Raw genomic sequence first — 19,816 nt, forward strand, 5'->3', positions numbered from 1 at the left:
GCAGGGGGTGACGGACGCGGCGGCTTTGGCTAGGCGTCCCACGCATGAAGCACGCTCTCTCCGTCACCCGCGCACAGGATTTCGCCGCCTGGTATCAGACCGTCATCGCCGAGGCCGACCTCGCCGAGGAATCGGGGGTGCGCGGCTGCATGGTCATCCGGCCGTGGGGCTATGGCATCTGGGAGCGGATCCAGAGGCTGCTCGATGACCGGATCAAGGCGACCGGGCATGAGAATTGCTATTTCCCCCTGTTCATCCCGCTCTCCTATTTCGAGAAGGAGGCGGAGCATGTCGAGGGCTTCGCCAAGGAGATGGCGGTGGTCACGCACCACCGGCTGATCGGCGACGGCAAGGGCGGGCTGGTGCCCGATCCCGCCGCCAAGCTGGAGGAGCCGCTGGTCGTGCGCCCGACGTCGGAGACGGTGATCGGCACCGCTTTCTCGCGCTGGGTCCAGTCGTGGCGCGATCTGCCGGTGCTGATCAACCAATGGGCCAATGTCGTGCGGTGGGAGATGCGCACCCGCATGTTCCTGCGCACCAGCGAGTTCCTCTGGCAGGAGGGCCATACCGCGCACGCCACCGCCGACGAGGCGCGTGACGAGACGCTCAAGATGCTCGAAGTCTATCGCAGCTTCGCCGAGGAGTGCCTCGCGCTGCCGGTGGTCGCGGGCGAGAAGCCGGAGAACGAGCGCTTCCCCGGCGCGGTCGCGACCTACAGCATCGAGGCGATGATGCAGGACGGCAAGGCGCTGCAGGCGGGCACCAGCCATTTCCTCGGCACCAACTTCGCCCGCGCGCAGAACATCCGCTTCCAGAACGCCAGCGGCGAGCTCGAACTCGCGCAGACGACGAGCTGGGGGGTGAGCACGCGGATGATCGGCGGCGTCATCATGGTGCATGGCGATGACGACGGCCTGCGCGTGCCGCCGCGGATCGCGCCGTGGCAGGTGGTGATCGTGCCGATGCTGCGCGACACGCCCGAGGACGAGGCGCTGATCGCTTATGCCAAAGAGGTGCAGGCGGCGCTCGCCGGCCTGTCCGCGCTCGGCGAGCCGGTGCGCGCGCTGCTCGACCTCAAGCCCGCCAAGGCGGCGACCAAGCGCTGGGGCTGGGTCAAGAAGGGCGCGCCGATCGTCGTTGAGATCGGCGGGCGCGACATGGCGGGCGGCAACGTCTCGGTGATCCGCCGCGACCGGCTGTATCGCGAGGACGGCAAGCTCGATTCGCAGGTCCTGCCGCGCGACGGTTTCGTCGCGGAGGTGCCGGCGCTGCTCGCCGCGATCCAGCAGGCGCTGCATCACGAGGCGCGCGCGCGGCTGACCGCGGCGATCGTCCCGGCGGCGGATTTCGCCGCGGTCGAGGCGCATTTCGCCGAGGGGGCGGTCAACCCCGGCTGGGTCGAGGTGCAATGGTCACGGCCGACCGGCGCGGCGCTCGACGCGGTAATCGAGCGATTGAAGGCGCTCAAGCTGACGATCCGCAACGCGCCGTCCGATGCGGCGGCGGCGGACGGGACGTGCCTATTCACCGGCGCGCCGGCGGTGGAGCGGGTGTTGCTGGCGCGGGCGTATTGAGGGGCTTTCGCTAACGTCCCGCTCCCGTCCTCCCCCTTCGCGGCTACGCCGCTTTTCCCTCTCCCGCCGGGAGAGGGAAGAGGTCGCGCAGCGGCCGATAGGGTGAGAGCAGGGCGTGACGGTTGTGGCCTTAACCGCCCTAAGCCCTACGCCTCGTATGTCGCGCCGACGTGCGCCTCGCCCCGTGCCTCGGCGAGCTGGACCTGGCGGTGGCGTTCGGCGGCGCGCGCCCTGGCGGCGTCGTCACGCGTGGCGTGGCAGCGCGGGCAGCTCACGCCTTCCGCATAGAGCGGCGACTGGCGATCGTCGGCGGAGACCGGCATCCGGCACGCCCGGCACAGGCCGTGGCTGCCCGGCGCGAGACCGTGGCCGACCGCGACGCGCTCGTCGAAGACGAAACATTCGCCCTGCCATGCACTCTGTGCGGCGGGTATCTCCTCCAGATAGCGCAGGATGCCGCCCTTGAGGTGGAAGACGTCGGCGACGCCCTCCGCCTTGAGGAAGGCGGTCGCCTTTTCGCAGCGGATGCCGCCGGTGCAGAACATCGCCACCTGCTTGCCGCCGGCAAGCAGTTCGTCGCGATGCGCGCGGAACCAGGCGGGGAAGTCGCGGAAGCTGTGCGTCTGCGGATCGATCGCGCCGGCGAAGCTGCCGACCGCCACCTCGTAATCGTTGCGCGTGTCGATCACCACCGTCGCCGGATCGGCGATCAGCGCGTTCCAGTCGGCGGGCTCGACATAATGGCCGGCGGCGAGCGGATCGACATGTTCGACGCCCATCGTCACGATCTCGCGCTTGAGCCGCACCTTGGTGCGGTGGAACGGCATCGTCTCGGCGCGCGCCTCCTTGACGTCGAGCGTCGCACAGCCGGGAAGCGCGCGGATATGCGCGAGCACCGCCGCGACCCCCGCGTCGGGACCGGCGATCGTACCGTTGATCCCCTCGGGCGCGAGCAGCAGCGTGCCCTTCACCCCGGCGGCGAGGCAGGCGTCGAGCAGCGGGCCGCGCAAGCCGGCAGGATCGTCGAACGGGGTGAAGCGATAGAGCGCGCAGACGCGGAACGGCGACATGGCGGCGCTGTAGCGGCTCGCGCCGCCCGGCGCAAAGTTGGGGCATGACGTTGCCGGGTCCAATCCCTATCTTCGCTGCGTGAAACATAAAAACAGACCCGGTCTGCCGACACAGGCGCAGATCCTCCAGTTCATCGAAACCTCCGACGTGCCCGCCGGCAAGCGCGAGATCGCCAAGGCGTTCGGGCTCACCGCGCAGGAGAAGATCGCGCTCAAGGCCTTGCTCAAGGACATGGCGGACGAGGGGCTGATCGACAGCGCGCCCGGCCGCGCCTTTCACAAGATGGGGGGCTTGCCCAAGGTGACGGTGCTGCGCGTCGCCGACGTCGATGACGGCGGGACGGTCTGGGCAGTGCCCGATCGCTGGGAGGCGGAGACGCCGCCGCCGCGTCTGCGGGTGCGCGAGCGCAAGCGTGGCGCGCTCGGCATCGGCGAGCGCGTGCTGGCGCGCACCGAGCAAGCAGGCAACGGCTGGATCGCGCATCCGATGAAGGTGCTCGCCAAGGCGTCCGAACAGGTGCTCGGCGTGCTGCGGCGCGAGGGGGAGCGCTTCTGGCTGACCGGGGTCGAGAAGAAGGACCGCCGCGAATTCCCCGTCTCCGATACCGGCGGTGCCGAGGCGGGCGATCTGGTGATGGCCGAAATGACCGGCCGGCCGCCGCGGATCAGCGTGCGCGTCGTCCAGCGGCTCGGCGATCCGTTCGCCCCGCGCAGCTTCTCGCTGATCGCGATCCACAAGCTCGGCATCCCCGACGTGTTCACCGGCGATACGCTGGACGAGGCGGCGCGCGTCTCCGAACTGCCGCTCGGCGACGATCGCGAGGATCTGACGCACCTGCCGATCGTCGCGATCGATCCCGCCGATGCGCGCGACCACGACGATGCGGTGTGGGCCGCGCCCGACGACGATCCCGCCAACAGCGGCGGCTGGCAGGCGGTGGTGGCGATCGCCGACGTCAGTTTCTACGTGCGGCCGGGATCGGAGATCGACCGCGAGGCGCGGCGTCGCGGCAATTCGGTCTATTTCCCGGATCGGGTGGTGCCGATGCTGCCCGAGATCCTGTCGGCCGAGGTATGTTCGCTCAAGGAGGGCGAGGATCGCGCGGCGCTGGTGTGCCATCTGCAGATCAGCCGGTCGGGGGCGCTGAAGAGCTGGCGGTTTACGCGCGCAAGGGTGCGGATCGCGGCGAACCTGGCGTATGAAGAGGCGCAGGCGATTTCTGACTCATTCCTCCCCGGCACGGGGAGGGGGACCAGCGAAGCTGGTGGAGGGGGGGCGCCATCAGCGACACCGCCCGAGGAAGCGCCCCTCCACCACGCCGCTGCGCGGCGCGGTCCCCCTCCCCGTGCCGGGGAGGAATTGCGCGAATCCCTCCGCCACCTCTGGGACTGCTGGCGTGCGCTCGCCAAGGCGCGCGACGCGCGCGAGCCGCTCGATCTCGATTTGCCGGAACGGCGGGTGGTGCTCGACGAGATGGGGCGGATCATGTCGGTCGCGCCGCGCGAGCGGCTCGATGCGCACCGGCTGATCGAGGATTATATGATCGCCGCCAACGTCGCCGCCGCCAAGGCGCTGGAGGCGAAGAAGGCGCCGGTGATGTACCGCGTCCACGAGCCGCCCAGCCGCGAGAAGCTCGTCGCGCTCAAGGACTATCTCGAAACGTTCGACGTGCCGCTGGCGCTCGGGCAGGTGATCCGCCCGGCGACCTTCAATCACGTGCTGGCGCGCGTCGGCGATGCCGACTTTCGGCCGCAGGTGATGGAGCAGGTGCTGCGCACCCAGACCCAGGCCTATTACGCCCCCGCCAACCAGGGGCATTTCGGCCTGTCGCTCGGCTCCTATGCGCATTTCACGTCGCCGATCCGGCGCTATGCCGATCTGCTCGTCCACCGCTCGCTCGTCGCCGCCTATCGGCTCGGCGAGGGCGGGCTCGGCCAGACCGACGCGGCGGCGATGGACGTGATCGGCGAGACGATCAGCGGCTATGAGCGCCGGGCGATGGAGGCGGAGCGCGATACGATCGACCGCTATGTCGCCGCCTTCCTCGCCGAAAAGGTCGGCGAGACGGTCGGCGCGCGGATCACCGGCGTACAGAATTACGGCTTCTTCGCGACGGTGGAGGGGATCGGCGGCGACGGGCTGATGCCGGTGCGCGATCTCGGCGGTGAATATTTCCGCTTCGACGAGGCGTCGCGCACGCTGGTCGGCGAGCAGAGCGGCGAGGCCTATACGCTCGGCCAGCGCGTCGACCTGCGGCTGGCGGAGGCGAATCCGGTGTCGGGGGCGCTGCGCTTCGAACTGCCCGGCGGCAAGGGGGCGGCGCCGGGTGCGCGGCACGTCTCGTCATCGCGCAAGGACCGCGTCATCAAGCACCGCGGCCGACCGGCGAACATCCGCCATCAGGGCAAACGGCGGTGACCGCGCGGCTGACGCGCGAGCCGTCGCGCGGCACGGTGCGCGACCGCTATCTCGTCCGCGGCAGCATCGCGCCGCAGTTCGTCGCGGCGCATGCGGTGACCGCGGACGATGCGATCGCTTTCACCCCGCGCGACGCGCGCGAGGCGCGCGCCTTTGCGGCAATGATCGCCGACGGATCGATCCGCATGCCGGCGGCCGGGCGCTTCTGGTTCGACATGGATGCCTATGAGACCGCCGCCGCGGCGAGGCGGACGCGGCGCGTTCCGGTGCTCGTGCTGGTCGCGCTGCTGATCGCGGGCGTGGCGGTGGTCTTCTATCGCGGCTAGCAGTCGTTCGGCCCCGGCGCCGACAGCCGATGCCATCAAGTAAGTGAATCCCTTCGGCTTCCAAAGAGGAGCGGTCCTTGCTGGCGCGATCTCCCCAATTCTGCCTAAGATAAGAGACTGCCGATAGTCGGGCAGGGGCAACAATGCTTCTGGGGAGGGGCGGATGCGGCGGTGGTTCATCGGGGGAATCGCGCTCGCGATACCGGGCGGCAGCGCGGCACAAACCGCAGCGCATGCACCGCCCGGCGATATCGTCGTCGTCGGCGAGAAGCTGCGCGGCTCGGCGATCGGTGACAGCGCGCCGGTGGCGGTGCTCGATGCGCAGGCGATCAAGGCGCTCGGCGCGAGTCGGATCGACGATCTGCTGCGGCTGCTCAAGCCGCTCACCACCTCGAACAGCGGCGCCGATCCGGTGTTCCTGCTCAACGGGCGGCGCATCTCGGGCTATGAGGAATTGCAGACGCTGCCGCCCGAGGCGATCGAACGTACCGAGATCCTGGCGGAAAGCGACTCCGCGCGTTTCGGTTTTCCGCCGACGGTACGGATCACCAACTTCATCACCAAACGCCGCTTCCGTGCACTCGAGGCGAGCGAGGACTCGTCGACCACGACAGAGGGCGGCGGCAGCGCGGCGACCTTCCTGCTCGGGTCGACCCGGCTCGACAAGGATCGCCGCACCTCGGTGACCCTGTCGTACGAACGGCAGGATCCGCTCCTCGCATCGCGTCGCTCGCCGGCGCCCGACCCCGGCGTGCTCTATGATACGATTGGTACGATCGCGGCGCCGGCGGGCGGATCGGTCGATCCGGCGCTCGATGCGCTCGCCGGACGGCCGGTGACGAGCGTGTCGGTGCCGGGCGATCCGGGCGCGCGGGCCACGCTTGCCGGTTACGCCGCCGCGGCGGCGGGGCCGCGGCGGATCACCGATCTCGCGCCCTATCAGTCGCTCACCAGCCGCGACCAGCTGCGCGTCAATGCGACGCACGCGATGCCGATCGGCAACACGGTGACCGGATCGCTCAACCTGTCGATGGATGCGCAACGCGGGATGGGCCTCGCCGGCCTGTCGACCGCGGCGCTGCGCGTCCCCGCCGGCAATCCCGCCGCGCCCTTCGCCGGCGACGTGCTGCTCTACCGCTATCTGCCCGAGGCGGGGGTGCTGGCGCAGCGGACGCGCGCGCTGACGCTGCACGGCGGCGCGACGTTGCAGGGCAGCCTGCGGCGCTGGCTGTGGTCGGTGACCGGCAGCTACGACCGGAGCCGGACCAGCGCGATGGTCGATCTCGGCGTCGATACCGGCGCGGCGCAGGCGGCGATCGATGCCGGCGCCGATCCGTACCAGCCGTTCGATGCGGCGTGGCTGCGCCAGCGCGAGGTCAGCCGCAGTCGCACGCTCGCGCGGACCGTATCGGCCAAGGCCAACGTCACCGGGCCGCTGCTCGCGCTTCCCGCCGGCGACGCGCGCGTCACGCTGACCGCCGACGCCGCCCGCACGTCGAGCGCGGGGCGCTCCACCGCCGCCGCGACGCCGCCTTTGCGCCGCGATACGGAGAGCGCCAACGTCGCCTTCGAGCTGCCGCTCGCCTCGGCGGAGCGCGGCATCCTGTCGCCGCTGGGGACGCTCACCGCCAATGCCGGCATCGGTATCGCCGCCGTGTCCGATTACGGCAGCCTCGCCAGCCGCAACCTCGGGCTGATCTGGGCACCGCGCAAGCGGGTGCAGATCACCGCCTCGACCAGCGTCAGCCGCACCGCGCCGGAGATCGCGCTGCTCACCCAGCCGGTGGTCGCGGTGCCCAATGCGCCCTTCTTCGACTTCCTCACCGGCACCAGCCCGCTGGTCACCGTGGTCGCCGGCGGCAATCCCGCGCTCGGCCCGCAGCGGCGGCAGATCGATACCGCGGGTATCGGCTGGCAGCCGTTCCGCGGCAAGGAGTTGCGGTTCAACCTCGACTATATCGAGACGACGACCGACGGCCAGGTCAGCTATCCGGTCGGCGGCACCGATGCGTTGCAATCCGCCTTCCCCAACCGGTTCGAGCGGGATGCCGCCGGCCGGCTGGTGCTGGTCGACCTCCGCCCGCTCAATCTGGCGCGCGAGCGCGAGCGCAAGCTGCAGGCGCGCGTCTCGCTGTGGACGATGCTGGGGGCGAAGCCGCCCGAGCCACCGCCGCCCGCCAAGGAAGCGCCACCGCCTCCGCCGCCCAAGCCGCGACCGTCGCTCTATACGTTCGTCACTGCCACCGCCCGGATCGATGATCGCCTACTGCCCCGGGTGGGACAGCCTGAGCTCGATCTGCTCGCGGGGGAGTCGGTCACCGGCAACGGCGGACGAACGCGCTACGAGGTGCAGGGCACGCTCGGTGGCTCGGTGGGTGCGGTCAACGGCGGCGTGTTCGGCATGTGGCAGGGGGCGACGCGCATCCGCAGCCCGATCGCCGCGTCGGACCTGTCCTTTTCGGGACGGACCTTCCTGGCCCTCTACAGCACGATCGATGCGCAGAAGATCGCGAACGGCGCGGCCTGGGCGAAGAGCCTGAGCTTCCAGTTCAACGTCAACAACCTGCTCAACACGCGCACCGTCGTGCGCGATCGCAACGGCATGACGCCCTATCGCTATCAGCGCGCCTTCCTCGATCCCTATGGCCGGATGGTCAAGCTGACGGTGCGCAAGCTGTTCTGAGCGGCCACGAAAAAGGGCGGCCCGTTGCCGGACCGCCCTTTTTTGAACCCCAAAGGGCCGGATCGCTTAGCGCTTCGAGAACTGGAAGCTGCGACGCGCCTTGGCGCGGCCGTACTTCTTGCGCTCGACGGTGCGGCTGTCGCGGGTCAGGAAGCCTGCCGCCTTGACCGGGGCGCGCAGCACCGGCTCGAAGCGGGTCAGCGCCTGGCTGATGCCGTGCTTGACCGCGCCGGCCTGGCCCGACAGGCCGCCGCCCTTGACGGTGCAGACCACGTCATACTGGCCCTCGCGCTCGGTGATGCCGAACACCTGGTTGATGACGAGGCGCAGCGTCGGCCGTGCGAAATAGACTTCCTGATCGCGACCGTTGATCGTGATCTTGCCCGAACCCGGCTTGAGCCAGACACGTGCGACGGCGTCCTTGCGGCGGCCGGTCGCATAGGCGCGGCCGTATTTGTCGAGCATCTGCTCACGCAGCGGCGTGACGGGCAGCACCTGCGTCGGCGCGGCGGGGGCGTCGCCCTCGGCAGCGGCGGCGGGCGCACCGGTGGTCGCCGGAGCGGCCTGGGTCAGCGACGCGAGGTCGGAAAGCGACTGGCGATTGTCGGTCATTACGCGCCCACCTTGTTCTTGCGGTTCATGCCCGCGATATCGAGAACGTCCGGGTTCTGAGCTTCGTGCGGATGCTCGCTGCCCTTGAAGATGCGCAGGTTGCGCATCTGCTCACGGCCGAGCGGGCCGCGCGGGATCATGCGCTCGACGGCCTTTTCGAGCACGCGCTCCGGGAAGCGGCCGTCGAGGACCTTGGCGGCGGTGACACCCTTGATGCCGCCGGCATAGCCGGTGTGCTTGTAATAGACCTTCTTCGCGGCCTTGTTACCGGTGAAGCGGATCTTGTCGGCGTTGATGACGATGACATTGTCACCGCAGTCGACGTGCGGGGTGAACGACGTCTTGTGCTTGCCGCGCAGGACGTTGGCGATGATCGTCGCCGCGCGACCGACCACCAGGCCGTCGGCATCGACGATATGCCACTTCTTCTCCACCTCGTGCGGCTTGGCCGACTTGGTGGTCTTCATGAGCGCCTTCATGGCGTTGGACCTTTCGGTTTGAAACGAGGCACGCCGCCCGTCGCCGGGCGGCGTGATTGGTCGCGCTACTGCTGGAACGACCCCCAAAAGTCAAGCAAAGCGCGGCTTTGCTGACGGGTAAAATGATACCTGAGAGTCAGGCGGGGCGGCGGCCGACCGCGTGGGCGGCGCAGACGGTGGCGATCAGCAGCAGTGCGGCATTGGCCTGATGCGCGACGGCGAGGTCGATCTGCACGCCGCTGAGCAGGGTCGCGATGCCGAGCCCGATCTGCAACGCGACGAGGCCGATCACCCAGCGTCCCGCACCCGCGCCCATCCGGATCGCGCGCACCGCGAGCCAGACCAGCCCGGCGGCGGCAGCGAACGCCCACCAGCGATGGATGAACTGGACGACGACCGGATTGTCGACCGCGTTGCGCCAGCCGGGATCGACCATCGGCACGCCGGCCGGGAACAGCGCGTCGCCCATCAGCGGCCAGCTTGCGAAGGCATAGCCGGCGTCGAGCCCGGCGGTGAAGGCGCCGTAGATCAGCTGGACGACGAGCAGCGCAAGCGCGACCGCCGCGATCCGCGTCAGCCGGGCCGGTCGGGCGAGCGGGTTGTGGTGCAGCGCGATGAGGTCGAGCGCGGTCCACACGATCCCGGCGAGGATGGTGAGCGCGGTGAGCAGGTGCACCGCGAGGCGGACGTGGCTGACGTCGGTCCGCACCGACAGGCCCGAGGCGACCATCCACCAGCCGATCGCCCCCTGCAAGCCGCCGAGCGCGAGCAGCGCCACCAGCCGCCAGCCGTAACCGGCGGGGATGCGCCGTCGGATCGCGAACCACAGCAACGGCAGGCCGAAGGCGGCACCAATCACCCGGCCGAGCAGGCGATGCGTATATTCCCAGAAGAAGATGCGCTTGAACCCGTCGAGCGTCATCCCCTGGTTGAAGGCGGCATATTCGGGAATGCGCTTGTAGCCGTCGAACTCGGCCTGCCATTGCGCCTGCGTCAGCGGCGGGATGATGCCGCTGATCGGCTTCCACTGGGTGATCGACAGGCCGGATTCGGTCAGGCGGGTGATGCCGCCGACGACGACCATGGCGACGATCAGCGCGGCGACGACGATCAGCCAGCGCGCGACGCTGCGCGGCCGGACAGGCGAGAGGAAGGCGGCGCTGGGTTGAAGCATGGCAGCGTCATACGCCTTTTGGCGGCAGCTCGCCAGCAGCGCGATCGGATTGATCGCGCGCGATCGGAGCAGGCCTTCAGACCCGAGCGGTGCTTCCCCCGGCGATGGCATGCTGTAAGACAATCGTCCGCATCCTGGCGGTGGCGGCCGTGGGTCAGCGGGGTGCCCGTTGCAGATTGGTACGTGGCCACGGCGGCGCTCCCTCGTCATGCCGGAGCCGTTCCCGCATCCACGGTTCGGCAAAAGCACAAGCCGTTGATTGCGCGGCGCAGTGGACCCCGGAACACGCCCGGGGTGACGATTGGTCGAGGGGCGCGCACACGTCGTTGAGATTCCCATGGTGGCAGACGGTTGGCACCGCACCCGCGTCGATGCATGGCGCTAGCGCACCCGCGATGATAACCGCGACCGGCAAGTGCGGGAGGACGAGCGATGACGTGGTTCGATCGGTTCGGCTGCTCGGTGCCGCTGATCCAGGCACCGATGGCGGGGGTGGCGACGCCCGCGCTCGCCGCCGCGGTAAGCGAGGCGGGTGCGCTGGGATCGATCGGCGTCGGCGCGACCGATGCCGCCGGGGCCCGCGCGATGATTGACGCGATACGCGCCGCGACCGATCGGCCGTTCACCGTCAATCTGTTCGTCCACCGCACGCCCGACGCGGCTGCGGCCCGCGAGGCGGCGTGGCTCGCCGCGCTGGCGCCGGTCTTCGCCGCCTATGACGCCGAGCCCCCCGCGCGTTTGCATTCGCCGTATCGCAGCTTCGCCGATGATGTGGAGATGCTCGCGATGCTGGTCGAGACCGCGCCGCCGGTGGTCAGCTTCCATTTCGGCCTGCCGCCCGCGGCGGCGATCGCGGCGTTGCGCGCGGCGGGCAGCGTGCTGCTCGCCACCGCGACCAGCCTTGCCGAAGCGCGCGCGATCGAGGCGGCGGGGATCGACGCCGTCGTCGCGCAGGGGATCGAGGCGGGCGGCCATCGCGGCAGCTTCGATCCCGCCGCGCCGGACGATGCGCTCGGCACCGTCGCGCTGACCCGGTTGCTGGTCCGCGACGGCGGGCTGCCGGTGATCGCCGCCGGCGGTCTGATGGACGGCGCGGGCATCGCCGCCGCCTGTGCGCTCGGCGCGGTGGCGGCACAGCTCGGCACCGCCTTCGTCGCCTGTCCGGAATCGGCGGCGGACGAGGGCTATCGCGCCGCGCTGGCGGGCGAGGGGGCGTGGCATACGCGGCTGACGACGCATATCTCGGGGCGGCCGGCACGCGCGCTGGCCAATCGGTTCACCGCGTTCGAGCCGGACGTCGCGCCGCCCGACTATCCGATCGCTTATGCCGCCGGGAAGGCGCTTCACGCAGTCGCCCGAGCCCACGGCGAGCATGGTTATGGCGCGCATTGGGCGGGGCAGGGTGCGCCGCTCGCGCGGGCGATGCCGGCCGCCGACCTGGTCGCGACGCTACGGCGGGAATGGCATGCGGCCGGCGCGGGACGTGAGTCGCCTGCATAGGACAATGTCAATGTCACTTCTTTGCAACATACCGCAACATTTTGAAACGCGCTGACATTTACGATTACATCAGGCGCCCTGGCCGGTTAGCTGCGCGGCAGCAGGACAGACTCGTTGTCCTTCCAGTGCACAGGGTATCTCATGTTAGCAGCGTATCGTCACCGCCTCCTTGCCACCACTTTGCTCGTCGGCGCCGTATTCGCCGTGCCGGCCCAGGCGCAGGATAGCGCGCTGCCGACGCAGGGCACCCCCGCCGACACCACCAACGATCAGGCGGCGAGCCCCGCCGCGACCGGCGTCACCCCCGCCGGCGACGATGCGACCGCGCCGGGCGCGCCGGCGCCGGGCGGGGACATCGTCGTCACCGGCTCGCGCATCGCCTCGCCCGCCGCCGCCAGCGCCTCGCCGTTGCAGGTGATCGGCGCCGAGCAGATCCAGCAGCAGGGCGCGATCAACGTCCAGGAAGTGCTGTTGCAGAATCCGGCGTTCGGCACGCCCGGCATCAGCCGCACCAATTCGTCGTTCGCGACGCAGGGCGCCGGCGCCGCGACGGTCAATTTGCGCAACCTCGGCGAGGATCGCACGCTGGTGCTGGTCAACGGCCGCCGCTTCGTCTCGGGCCAGCCGGGCAGCCAGGCGGTCGACCTCAACGTCATCCCGACGCAGTTCATCGACCGCGTCGACGTGCTGACCGGCGGCGCCTCCGCGGTCTACGGCTCGGACGCGGTCGCGGGCGTGGTCAACATCATCTACAAGAAGAATTACGAAGGCCTCCAGGCGGATGGTCAGGTCGGCATCTCGCAGCGCGGCGATGGCTTCGACCGTCAGATCAGCCTGCTCGGCGGCAAGAATTTCGCCGACGGCCGCGGCAACATCATGCTGTTCGGCAGCTATTCGAAGCAGGGCACGGTGCTGAAGCGCGACCGGTCGACCGAGGGCGGTTCGAGTGCGGTCGATTCGACCAGCCTCACGAACCTGACCGGCGATCTTGGCGATCTGTTCACGCCGGCCCGCCCGACTCTGTCGAGCTATGCGCCGGGCGGCCGTGTCTTCGCCGGCGACCAGACCTTCAGCTACAACACGGGTTCGCTCGTCAATTGCAGCGACATCAGCTGCGGCGGCTTCAACCGGTCCGACTACCGTTATCTTGCGGTGCCGGTCGAGCGGTACGTCGCTGCCGGTCGTGCGACCTTCGAAGTATCGCCGGCCGCGAACCTGTGGGTCGAGGGCAATTACGCCAAGACCAAGGTCAACACCGTGATCGAGCCGTTCCCGCTCGATTCCACCTTCAATGTCGTCGGGGCCAGCGGCCGGGTGCCGATCCAGACGGTCGTCGGCGGCGTCACCTATCGCAACCCATATGTACCGGACGCGATCTTCAACGCGGCGACCGATACCGATGGCGACGGGCTGCGTGACATCAGCTTCGATCGTCGGCTTGCCGACTTCGGCAACCGGACGAGTTCGGCGGACCGCGATCTGTTCCGCATCGCCGGCGGCCTGACCGGCAAGTTCGCCGGCGATCGCTGGGGCTATGAGCTTTACGGCATCTACGGCCAGAGCAAGGAGCATCAGGACGGGACGGGCCAGTTCAACACGCTGCGCTTCCAGCAGGCGCTCAACGCCTATACCGATCCGGCGACCGGCCAGGTGGTCTGCGCCGATCCGGCGGCGCGCGCGGCCGGCTGCGTTCCCGCCAACATCTTCGGCATCGGCACCTTGGCGCCCGCGGCGGGATATCTTGCCGCGCCGACCTTCCTCGATGCCAAGGTGACGCAGACCGTGTTCGGCGGCAACGTCACTGGCAAGCTCTTCTCGGTGTTCGGTGCCGATCCGGTCGGCGTCAACATCGGCACGGAATATCGCCGCGAAACCAGCAGCAACTCCTTCGACCTGCTGACGCAGCAGGGTCTGAACGGCAACAATGCGCTGCCCGCGACCAGCGGCCGCTTCCACTTGTGGGAAGGGTTCGGCGAGGCGATCGTGCCGCTGTTGCAGGACCGGCCGTTCTTCCACTCGCTCAGCTTGCGTGGCGCGGTTCGCGTGTCCGACTATTCGACGGTCGGCACCACGGTCAGCTATAACTACGGCGGCGAGTGGGCGCCGGTGCAGGACGTCCGCTTCCGCGTGATTGCGGCGCGATCGGTCCGGGCGCCCAATATCAACGAGCTGTTCCAGCCCGCGCAGCAGGACTTTCCGAGCGGCCTGCTCGATCCCTGCACCGGCGTGACGCTGGCCTCGACGGGCACCTTGGCGACCCAGTGTCTCGCCGCAGCGGGCGTTCGCGCCAACATCGCCGCCAACAACGGGACGTTCACCGTCAATCAGAGCGATCGCCAGGGCATCACGAGCTTCGGCGGCGGCAACATCAACCTGCAGGAAGAAAAGAGCGACAGCTTCACTGCCGGCGTGGTGATCAACCCCCGTTCGGTCAGCGCGCTGCGCAACCTCGTCCTGACGGTCGATTACTTCAACGTGCGGATCCGCGATGCGATCATCTTCACGCCGCTGCAGTTCACGCTGTCGCAATGCTATGATCAGGGCAACCAGGATTACTGCACCCAGGTGGTGCGCCGCGCCGCCGCGCAGGGCGGCAACAGCGCCGGCTCGATCGATCAGGTCAACACCACCTATCGCAACAGCGGCGGGACCAAGACGTCGGGCGTCGACACGACGGTGACCTGGCGTCAGAATCTCACCGACTGGGGTCTTGCCGGTACGTTGAACCTGCACGGGTCGTACACGCATCTCATCTCCGGCTACACGGTGCCGGTGCCGGGATCGTCGCGCGACTATTTCGCGGGGGAGATCGGTGCATCGCGTGACCGGTTCACCATCAACGGCTCTTACGATCTCGGTGGCGTCGGCCTGACGATGACGGGGACTTGGCTCGGCCAGGCGAGCGTCGACGATCAGTTCACCGGTGAGCGGCCGGGGTCCGACCCGCGGGTTCGCGTCCGCCCGCAATTCTACCTCGATTCGCAGCTGCGCTTCCGCACCAACGACAAGTTCGAGTTCTTTGTCGGCGGCGACAATCTGCTCGACAACAAGCCGCCGTACCTCGCAGACGTCAGCAGCTCGGCGGGGCAGGACACCGATGCGGGCACCTACGACCCGCTTGGCCGCCGCTATTATGCGGGTGTGCGCATCGCTTATTGAGCGAGATCATCAACCTGCCACGCAAAAGGGGGCGGTCGCTGCGGCGGCCGCCCTTTTTTGTCGCCCGGCAGTGGGGCGAGGGCGCAATCACCGGTTGTCGGATGGTAGCGCTATCGATAAGCTTCGGGAAAACAAGGGCTTGGGGATACTCCCCGGCTCGCACCGCCGGCGGCAGACCGGCACCCAGTGGAGACGATGCCTGTGACCCGATGGAACCGGACCCTGTTGCTTGGCGTGGCGAGCGCCGCGATGCTCGTCGGCATCGGCCATGCCCAGACGCTGACCGTCACGCCGGCGGAGACGCTCGAGACGCAGGGCCTCACCGTCATCGTCGACCAGAACCACTTCAGCCCGATCTTCTTCGACGAGAAGAATGCCGGCATCCAGATGGTGCTGCACGGCGAGCGGATCGCCACCGACGGCGCGGTGCGGCTCGACCGCACGCCCGAACAATGGGCGCCGGTGCCCGAATTCGTCAGCCGCAGCCTCGGCAACGAACCCAATCAGGTCGTCGTCCGCTCGGCGTTCAAGCAGCAGCAGCTCGCCTATAGCGTCAAGGTCACCGCCGAGCCGGGCGGCTTCCGCATCGCCGTCGACCTCGATCAGCCGCTGCCTGCGGCGCTGGCCGGCAAGGCGGGCTTCAACCTCGATTTCCTGCCCTCCGCCTATTTCGGCAAGACCTATCTGACCGATACGGCGCCGGGGCTGTTCCCGCGCCACCCGACCGGGCCGATGGCCAAGGACGGATCGGGCGATCCGCTGCCGCTCGGGAGCGCTACCAAGACGATCACGCTGTCGCCCGAGGACCCGCTGACCCGCGTCAGCATCACCTCCGACACCGGCCGGCTCGACCTCTATGATGCACGGGCGCGGGCGCAGAACGGCTGGTTCGTCGTCCGATCGCTGATCGCGCCGGGCGCGCAGAAGGATGCGGTGGTCTGGCACGTCCGGCCCAATGTCGTGAAGAACTGGACGCGCGATCCGGTCGTTTCGTTCAACCAGGCGGGCTATACGCCCGGCCGCGCCAAGGTCGCGCTGATCGAGCTCGACCCGAACTTCAAGGCGCCGGCCGAGGCGGAGCTGGTCCGCCTCACCGCCGACGGCACGCAGTCGGTGCTGCGCGCGCGCACCCAGACGCGCGGCCATTGGACGCGCTACGACTATGCCGCCTTCGACTTTTCGTCGGTGCGCGAGCCGGGCCTCTATGCGATCCGCTATGCCGGCCGCACCACCAACCCGTTCCGCATCGCGCCCGACGCCTATCAGCGGCTGTGGCAGACCTCGCTCGACACGTTCATCGCCGAACAGATGGATCACGTCGGCATCCGCGAACAATATCGCGTCTGGTCGTCGCCCTCGCATCTCGACGACGCGCGGCAGGCGCCGCCCAACATCACCCATTTCGACGGTTACAAGATGGGGCCGAACCTCGATTCGCCGTTCAAGGCGGGCGAGCATATCCCCGGCCTCGCGGTCGGCGGCTGGCAGGACGCCGGCGATTACGACATCCAGACGCCCGAGAATGCCGCGGTGACGCGCGATCTGGTCTGGGCGCGCGAATTGTTCGGGCTCGACTGGGACGAGACGAGCATCGACGAGGCGGCGCGCAAGGTCGAGATCCGCAGGCCCGACGGCATCGAGGATGCGGTCCAGCAGATCCGCCACGGCACGCTGCAATTGCTCGCGCAATACAAGGTGTTCGGACACGCCATCGTCGGCATCGTCGATCCGTCGCTGCGCCAGTACGCGCATCTCGGCGATGCCGGGTCGCAGACCGACAACCGGCTCTATGACGCGAAGCTCGGCAAGGACGAAATCAAGGGCAATGCCTCGGGCACGCCCGACGATCGCTGGGCCTTCACCACCGATCTGCCCGCCAACAACCTCGCCGTCGCGGGCGGGCTTGCCGCCGCCAGCCGGGCGCTCGCCGGCAGCGACCCGAAGATGGCGGGCGAGGCGCTCGCCGCGGCCAAGGTGCTGTGGAGCAAGCAGCAGGGCGGGGTGGTCAAGGCCGGCGACGGCCGCGACGATTCCTCGTCGCCGCGCTCGGCGGAGGCGGCCAATGTCGTCGCGACGGTCGAGCTGCTGCTCACCACGCGCGATCGCGTCTATGCCGATCGCCTGCGCCAGTTGCAGCCGGTGATCGCGCAGAACTTCCCATGGCTCGCCGGTGCGGCGGTGCGGGCGATCCCGCTGATGGACGCGAATTATCGCGCCGCGCTGGTACCGCTGGTGCAGGACATGAAGGCCAAGGCGGACGGGCCGATGACCGCCAATCCGTTCGGCGTGCCGATCAGCGACGGATCGTGGGCGGGATCGAACCAGGTGGTCAGCTTCGGCACGACCATGTACCTGCTGCACAAGGCGTTTCCGGAGATCGTCGGCACCGCCTACACGCTCAACGCGATCGACTATGTGCTGGGGCGCCACCCCGCCAACAACCTGTCGCTGGTCTCGACCGTCGGCACCGCGTCGAAGCTGATCGGCTATGGCCATAACCGCGCAGATTACAGCTTCATCCCGGGCGGGATGGTGCCGGGCGTGCTGATCGTCAAACCCGATTATCCGGAGGCGAAGACCGACTGGCCGTTCCTGTGGTTCGAGAACGAATATACCGTCAGCACCACCTCCGCCTATATCCTCGCCGCGCGGGCGGCGGCGGTGGTCGCGGCCGAGACGCAGTGATGCGGCGCCGCGGTGGCGGACTGGTCGCGGCGGTGGGAATCGCGCTCGCACCCGCCGCCGCCGCGCAGTTGCCTGTCGGGCCGGTGCTGCCGCGGGTGGCGCCGCCAATCCCCTCCGATGCGCCGCACCGCATCGTCATCCCCAACCGGCCCGATCCGGTGCCGGTCGTCCTCCACGTCGCCGGCACCGGCAGTGACGACGGCGACGGTTCGGCCGCGCATCCCTTCGCGACGCTGCTGCGCGCGCAGGCGGCGGTGCGGCGGCTCAACCGCGATCACGATGTCACCGTGCGGATCGCCGCCGGTGCCTACCGGCTCGCCGCGCCGTTGCGCTTCACCGCCGATGACGGCGGGCAGAACGGCTATACCGTGCGCTGGGAAGGCGCGGCGGGCGCCTATCCGACCGTGTCGGGCGGCGTGCCGGTCACCGGCTGGACGCGCGCCGACCGCGGTCGCGACATCTGGGTCGCGGCGATCCCGCGCGGCAGCGATCCCTTGCAGCTCAGCGTCGCGGGCCGGCTCGCCAGCCGCGCCGCGATCGAGATCCCGCGCGCCGCAGTCGCCTTCACGCCGGCCGGGCTGACGATCACCGATCCGGCGTGGCGGGCGCTCGCGCAACTGCCCGATCAGCGCCGGATCGCGGTCGAGGGGATGAGCTGGTTCACGCATCGCCATGCGATGGTCGAGCGGATCGAGGGCGACCGCATCGTCATGCAGCAGCCCGGCTGGCGCAACAATCTGGTCGGCTATGACACGCTGGCGCGGCCGGTGTCGGCCGAGGTGGCGCGGCTGTTCCTGGTCAATGCGCTCGCCTTCCTGCGCGAGCCCGGCCAATTCTACGCCAACCCCGCCGCCGGTCGCCTCTATTACAAGCCGCGCGCCGGTGAGGCGATGGCGCGCACCGCGGTGGTGATGCCGCGGCTCGAATCCCTGCTGTCGATCGCCGGGAGCCACGACCGTCCCGTCGCCGACCTGCAATTCCGCGGCCTTTCATTCAGCGATACGAGCTGGCTGCAACCGGCGAGTGCCGAGGGCTATGCCAGCCAGCAGAGCGGATCCTATCTGTCCGGCGAGCTGCCCGACTATCCCGCCGATCCGATCCGCGACTGCAGCTGGGGCTGCCGCCCGTTCGAGGCGATGCGTAACCGCTTCCGCCAGCAGCCCGCCGCGGTACAGGTCGCGGCGGCGCGGCGCATCGTCTTCGACGACGACCGGTTCGCGCAGCTCGGCCAGGTCGCGCTCGGCATCGGCAACAATCCCGACGCCAACGATGCCGGCATCGGCCTCGGCGCCAGCGCGATCGAGGTGACGCGCAGCGCCTTTACCGATCTCGCCGGCGGCGCGATCATGGTCGGCGGGGTGCAGCCCGATGCGCATCACCCGCAGCGGCCCGAGATGGGGCTGCGCGATATCGTCATCCGCAACAACCGGATCAGCCACGTCTCGCGCGATTACAAGGAACAGTCGGCGATCCTGGTGACCTATGCCTCGGGCACGATCATCATGAACAACGACGTGTCCGACGCCCCCTATGACGGCATCGACGTCGGCTGGGGCTGGGGGACGAACGATCCCGGCGGCAGCGCCGAATACTGGCGCGGCCAGCGCGGCTATTACGACGCGCCGGGCAATCGGGTCTATGACACGCCGACGACGTTGCGCGACACGGTGATCGTCGGCAACCGCGTCGCCCGCGTCAAACAATGGTTTCCCGACGGCGGCGCGATCTACCATCTGTCCGCCGATCCCGGCGCGCTGATCGCCGAGAATTACGTCGCCGATGTCGCCGGATCGGGCGGCATCGCCATCTATCTCGACGAAGGCTCGCGCTACGTCACCGTCCGCAACAACGTCATCGATCGCGTCGGCGGCGTCTGGCTGACGCTCAATTCGCAGGACCATATCGCGCCGCGGCGCACCGCGATGGACAATCGCGCCACCGGCAATTGGTATAATTCGGGCCGGTTGCAGGGCGGCTGGACCGACTATCTCGACAATCGCGCCGAGGCGAATGTCGCGGTGACCGGCGACGCCTGGCCGGCCGCGGCGAAGGCGGTGATCGACAGGAGCGGCGTCCAGCCGGCGGCGGCGCGATAACGACAGGGGGTGCAACAATCGCGCGGACGCTTCGTTCGT

12 protein-coding genes are annotated in these 19,816 nt (G+C 69.1%); 8 read left to right on the forward strand and 4 right to left on the reverse strand.

Going from position 1 to position 19,816, the window contains the following annotated elements; translation table 11 throughout:
• Positions 1 to 44 precede the first annotated feature (44 nt).
• On the forward strand, positions 45 to 1,574 hold the full coding sequence (gene proS, locus V8201_RS06460) for a proline--tRNA ligase (protein ID WP_336544770.1): 1,530 nt from the start codon (positions 45 to 47) through the stop codon (positions 1,572 to 1,574).
• 146 nt (positions 1,575 to 1,720) lie between these two features.
• On the opposite strand, the gene trhO is transcribed toward proS, so the two are convergent.
• Positions 1,721 to 2,644 (reverse strand): oxygen-dependent tRNA uridine(34) hydroxylase TrhO, encoded by a 924-nt coding sequence (gene trhO, locus V8201_RS06465; protein ID WP_336544771.1) that lies wholly within the window; start codon positions 2,642 to 2,644, stop codon positions 1,721 to 1,723.
• A gap of 79 nt (positions 2,645 to 2,723) precedes the next feature.
• Here trhO and V8201_RS06470 point away from each other — a divergent pair, with 79 nt between their 5' ends.
• From V8201_RS06470 to V8201_RS06480, 3 genes are all read left to right on the forward strand, one after another.
• Positions 2,724 to 5,063 (forward strand): ribonuclease R family protein, encoded by a 2,340-nt coding sequence (locus tag V8201_RS06470; protein ID WP_336544772.1) that lies wholly within the window; start codon positions 2,724 to 2,726, stop codon positions 5,061 to 5,063.
• Positions 5,060 to 5,389, forward strand: a complete 330-nt coding sequence (locus V8201_RS06475; protein WP_336544773.1) for a hypothetical protein — start codon at positions 5,060 to 5,062, stop codon at positions 5,387 to 5,389. Before V8201_RS06470 ends, V8201_RS06475 begins: the two co-directional genes overlap by 4 nt.
• Positions 5,390 to 5,552: 163 nt before the next feature.
• Positions 5,553 to 8,072, forward strand: a complete 2,520-nt coding sequence (locus V8201_RS06480) for a TonB-dependent receptor (protein WP_336544774.1) — start codon at positions 5,553 to 5,555, stop codon at positions 8,070 to 8,072.
• Positions 8,073 to 8,138: 66 nt separating this feature from the next.
• Here V8201_RS06480 and rpsI read toward each other — a convergent pair whose 3' ends face one another.
• The 3 genes from rpsI to V8201_RS06495 form a co-directional block, all read right to left on the reverse strand.
• Positions 8,139 to 8,684, reverse strand: coding sequence for a 30S ribosomal protein S9 (rpsI, locus tag V8201_RS06485; protein ID WP_037530471.1), 546 nt, complete (start codon positions 8,682 to 8,684; stop codon positions 8,139 to 8,141).
• Positions 8,684 to 9,163, reverse strand: coding sequence for a 50S ribosomal protein L13 (rplM, locus tag V8201_RS06490; RefSeq protein WP_037530473.1), 480 nt, complete (start codon positions 9,161 to 9,163; stop codon positions 8,684 to 8,686). The genes rpsI and rplM overlap by 1 nt, the downstream gene beginning before the upstream one ends.
• Positions 9,164 to 9,299: 136 nt before the next feature.
• Positions 9,300 to 10,337, reverse strand: coding sequence for a COX15/CtaA family protein (locus tag V8201_RS06495; protein WP_271300499.1), 1,038 nt, complete (start codon positions 10,335 to 10,337; stop codon positions 9,300 to 9,302).
• A 432-nt stretch (positions 10,338 to 10,769) separates the two neighbouring features.
• On the opposite strand from V8201_RS06495, the gene V8201_RS06500 reads away from it, so the two are divergent.
• The 4 genes from V8201_RS06500 (at position 10,770) to V8201_RS06515 (ending at position 19,777) form a co-directional block, all read left to right on the forward strand.
• Complete coding sequence (locus tag V8201_RS06500) at positions 10,770 to 11,837, forward strand: NAD(P)H-dependent flavin oxidoreductase (RefSeq protein WP_336544775.1); 1,068 nt, start codon at positions 10,770 to 10,772, stop codon at positions 11,835 to 11,837.
• A 141-nt stretch (positions 11,838 to 11,978) separates the two neighbouring features.
• Positions 11,979 to 14,996, forward strand: coding sequence for a TonB-dependent receptor plug domain-containing protein (locus V8201_RS06505; protein ID WP_336544776.1), 3,018 nt, complete (start codon positions 11,979 to 11,981; stop codon positions 14,994 to 14,996).
• A gap of 201 nt (positions 14,997 to 15,197) precedes the next feature.
• Positions 15,198 to 17,681, forward strand: a complete 2,484-nt coding sequence (locus tag V8201_RS06510) for a glycoside hydrolase family 9 protein (protein ID WP_336544777.1) — start codon at positions 15,198 to 15,200, stop codon at positions 17,679 to 17,681.
• Positions 17,681 to 19,777, forward strand: a complete 2,097-nt coding sequence (locus V8201_RS06515) for a right-handed parallel beta-helix repeat-containing protein (RefSeq protein WP_336544778.1) — start codon at positions 17,681 to 17,683, stop codon at positions 19,775 to 19,777. The genes V8201_RS06510 and V8201_RS06515 overlap by 1 nt, the downstream gene beginning before the upstream one ends.
• Positions 19,778 to 19,816: the final 39 nt, after the last annotated feature.

Origin of the sequence: Sphingomonas kyungheensis, assembly GCF_037120395.1 — a bacterium.
In the GTDB taxonomy this organism is placed as follows: domain Bacteria; phylum Pseudomonadota; class Alphaproteobacteria; order Sphingomonadales; family Sphingomonadaceae; genus Sphingomonas; species Sphingomonas kyungheensis.

Coding starts and splice junctions, on each gene's coding strand:
- V8201_RS06505 (WP_336544776.1), top strand. CDS start 11,979: ATGTTAGCAGCGTATCGTCACCGCCTCCTTGCCACCACTTTGCTCGTC.
- V8201_RS06515 (WP_336544778.1), top strand. CDS start 17,681: ATGCGGCGCCGCGGTGGCGGACTGGTCGCGGCGGTGGGAATCGCGCTC.
- trhO (WP_336544771.1), bottom strand. CDS start 2,644: ATGTCGCCGTTCCGCGTCTGCGCGCTCTATCGCTTCACCCCGTTCGAC.
- V8201_RS06500 (WP_336544775.1), top strand. CDS start 10,770: ATGACGTGGTTCGATCGGTTCGGCTGCTCGGTGCCGCTGATCCAGGCA.
- V8201_RS06480 (WP_336544774.1), top strand. CDS start 5,553: ATGCGGCGGTGGTTCATCGGGGGAATCGCGCTCGCGATACCGGGCGGC.
- proS (WP_336544770.1), top strand. CDS start 45: ATGAAGCACGCTCTCTCCGTCACCCGCGCACAGGATTTCGCCGCCTGG.
- rpsI (WP_037530471.1), bottom strand. CDS start 8,684: ATGACCGACAATCGCCAGTCGCTTTCCGACCTCGCGTCGCTGACCCAG.
- rplM (WP_037530473.1), bottom strand. CDS start 9,163: ATGAAGGCGCTCATGAAGACCACCAAGTCGGCCAAGCCGCACGAGGTG.
- V8201_RS06495 (WP_271300499.1), bottom strand. CDS start 10,337: ATGCTTCAACCCAGCGCCGCCTTCCTCTCGCCTGTCCGGCCGCGCAGC.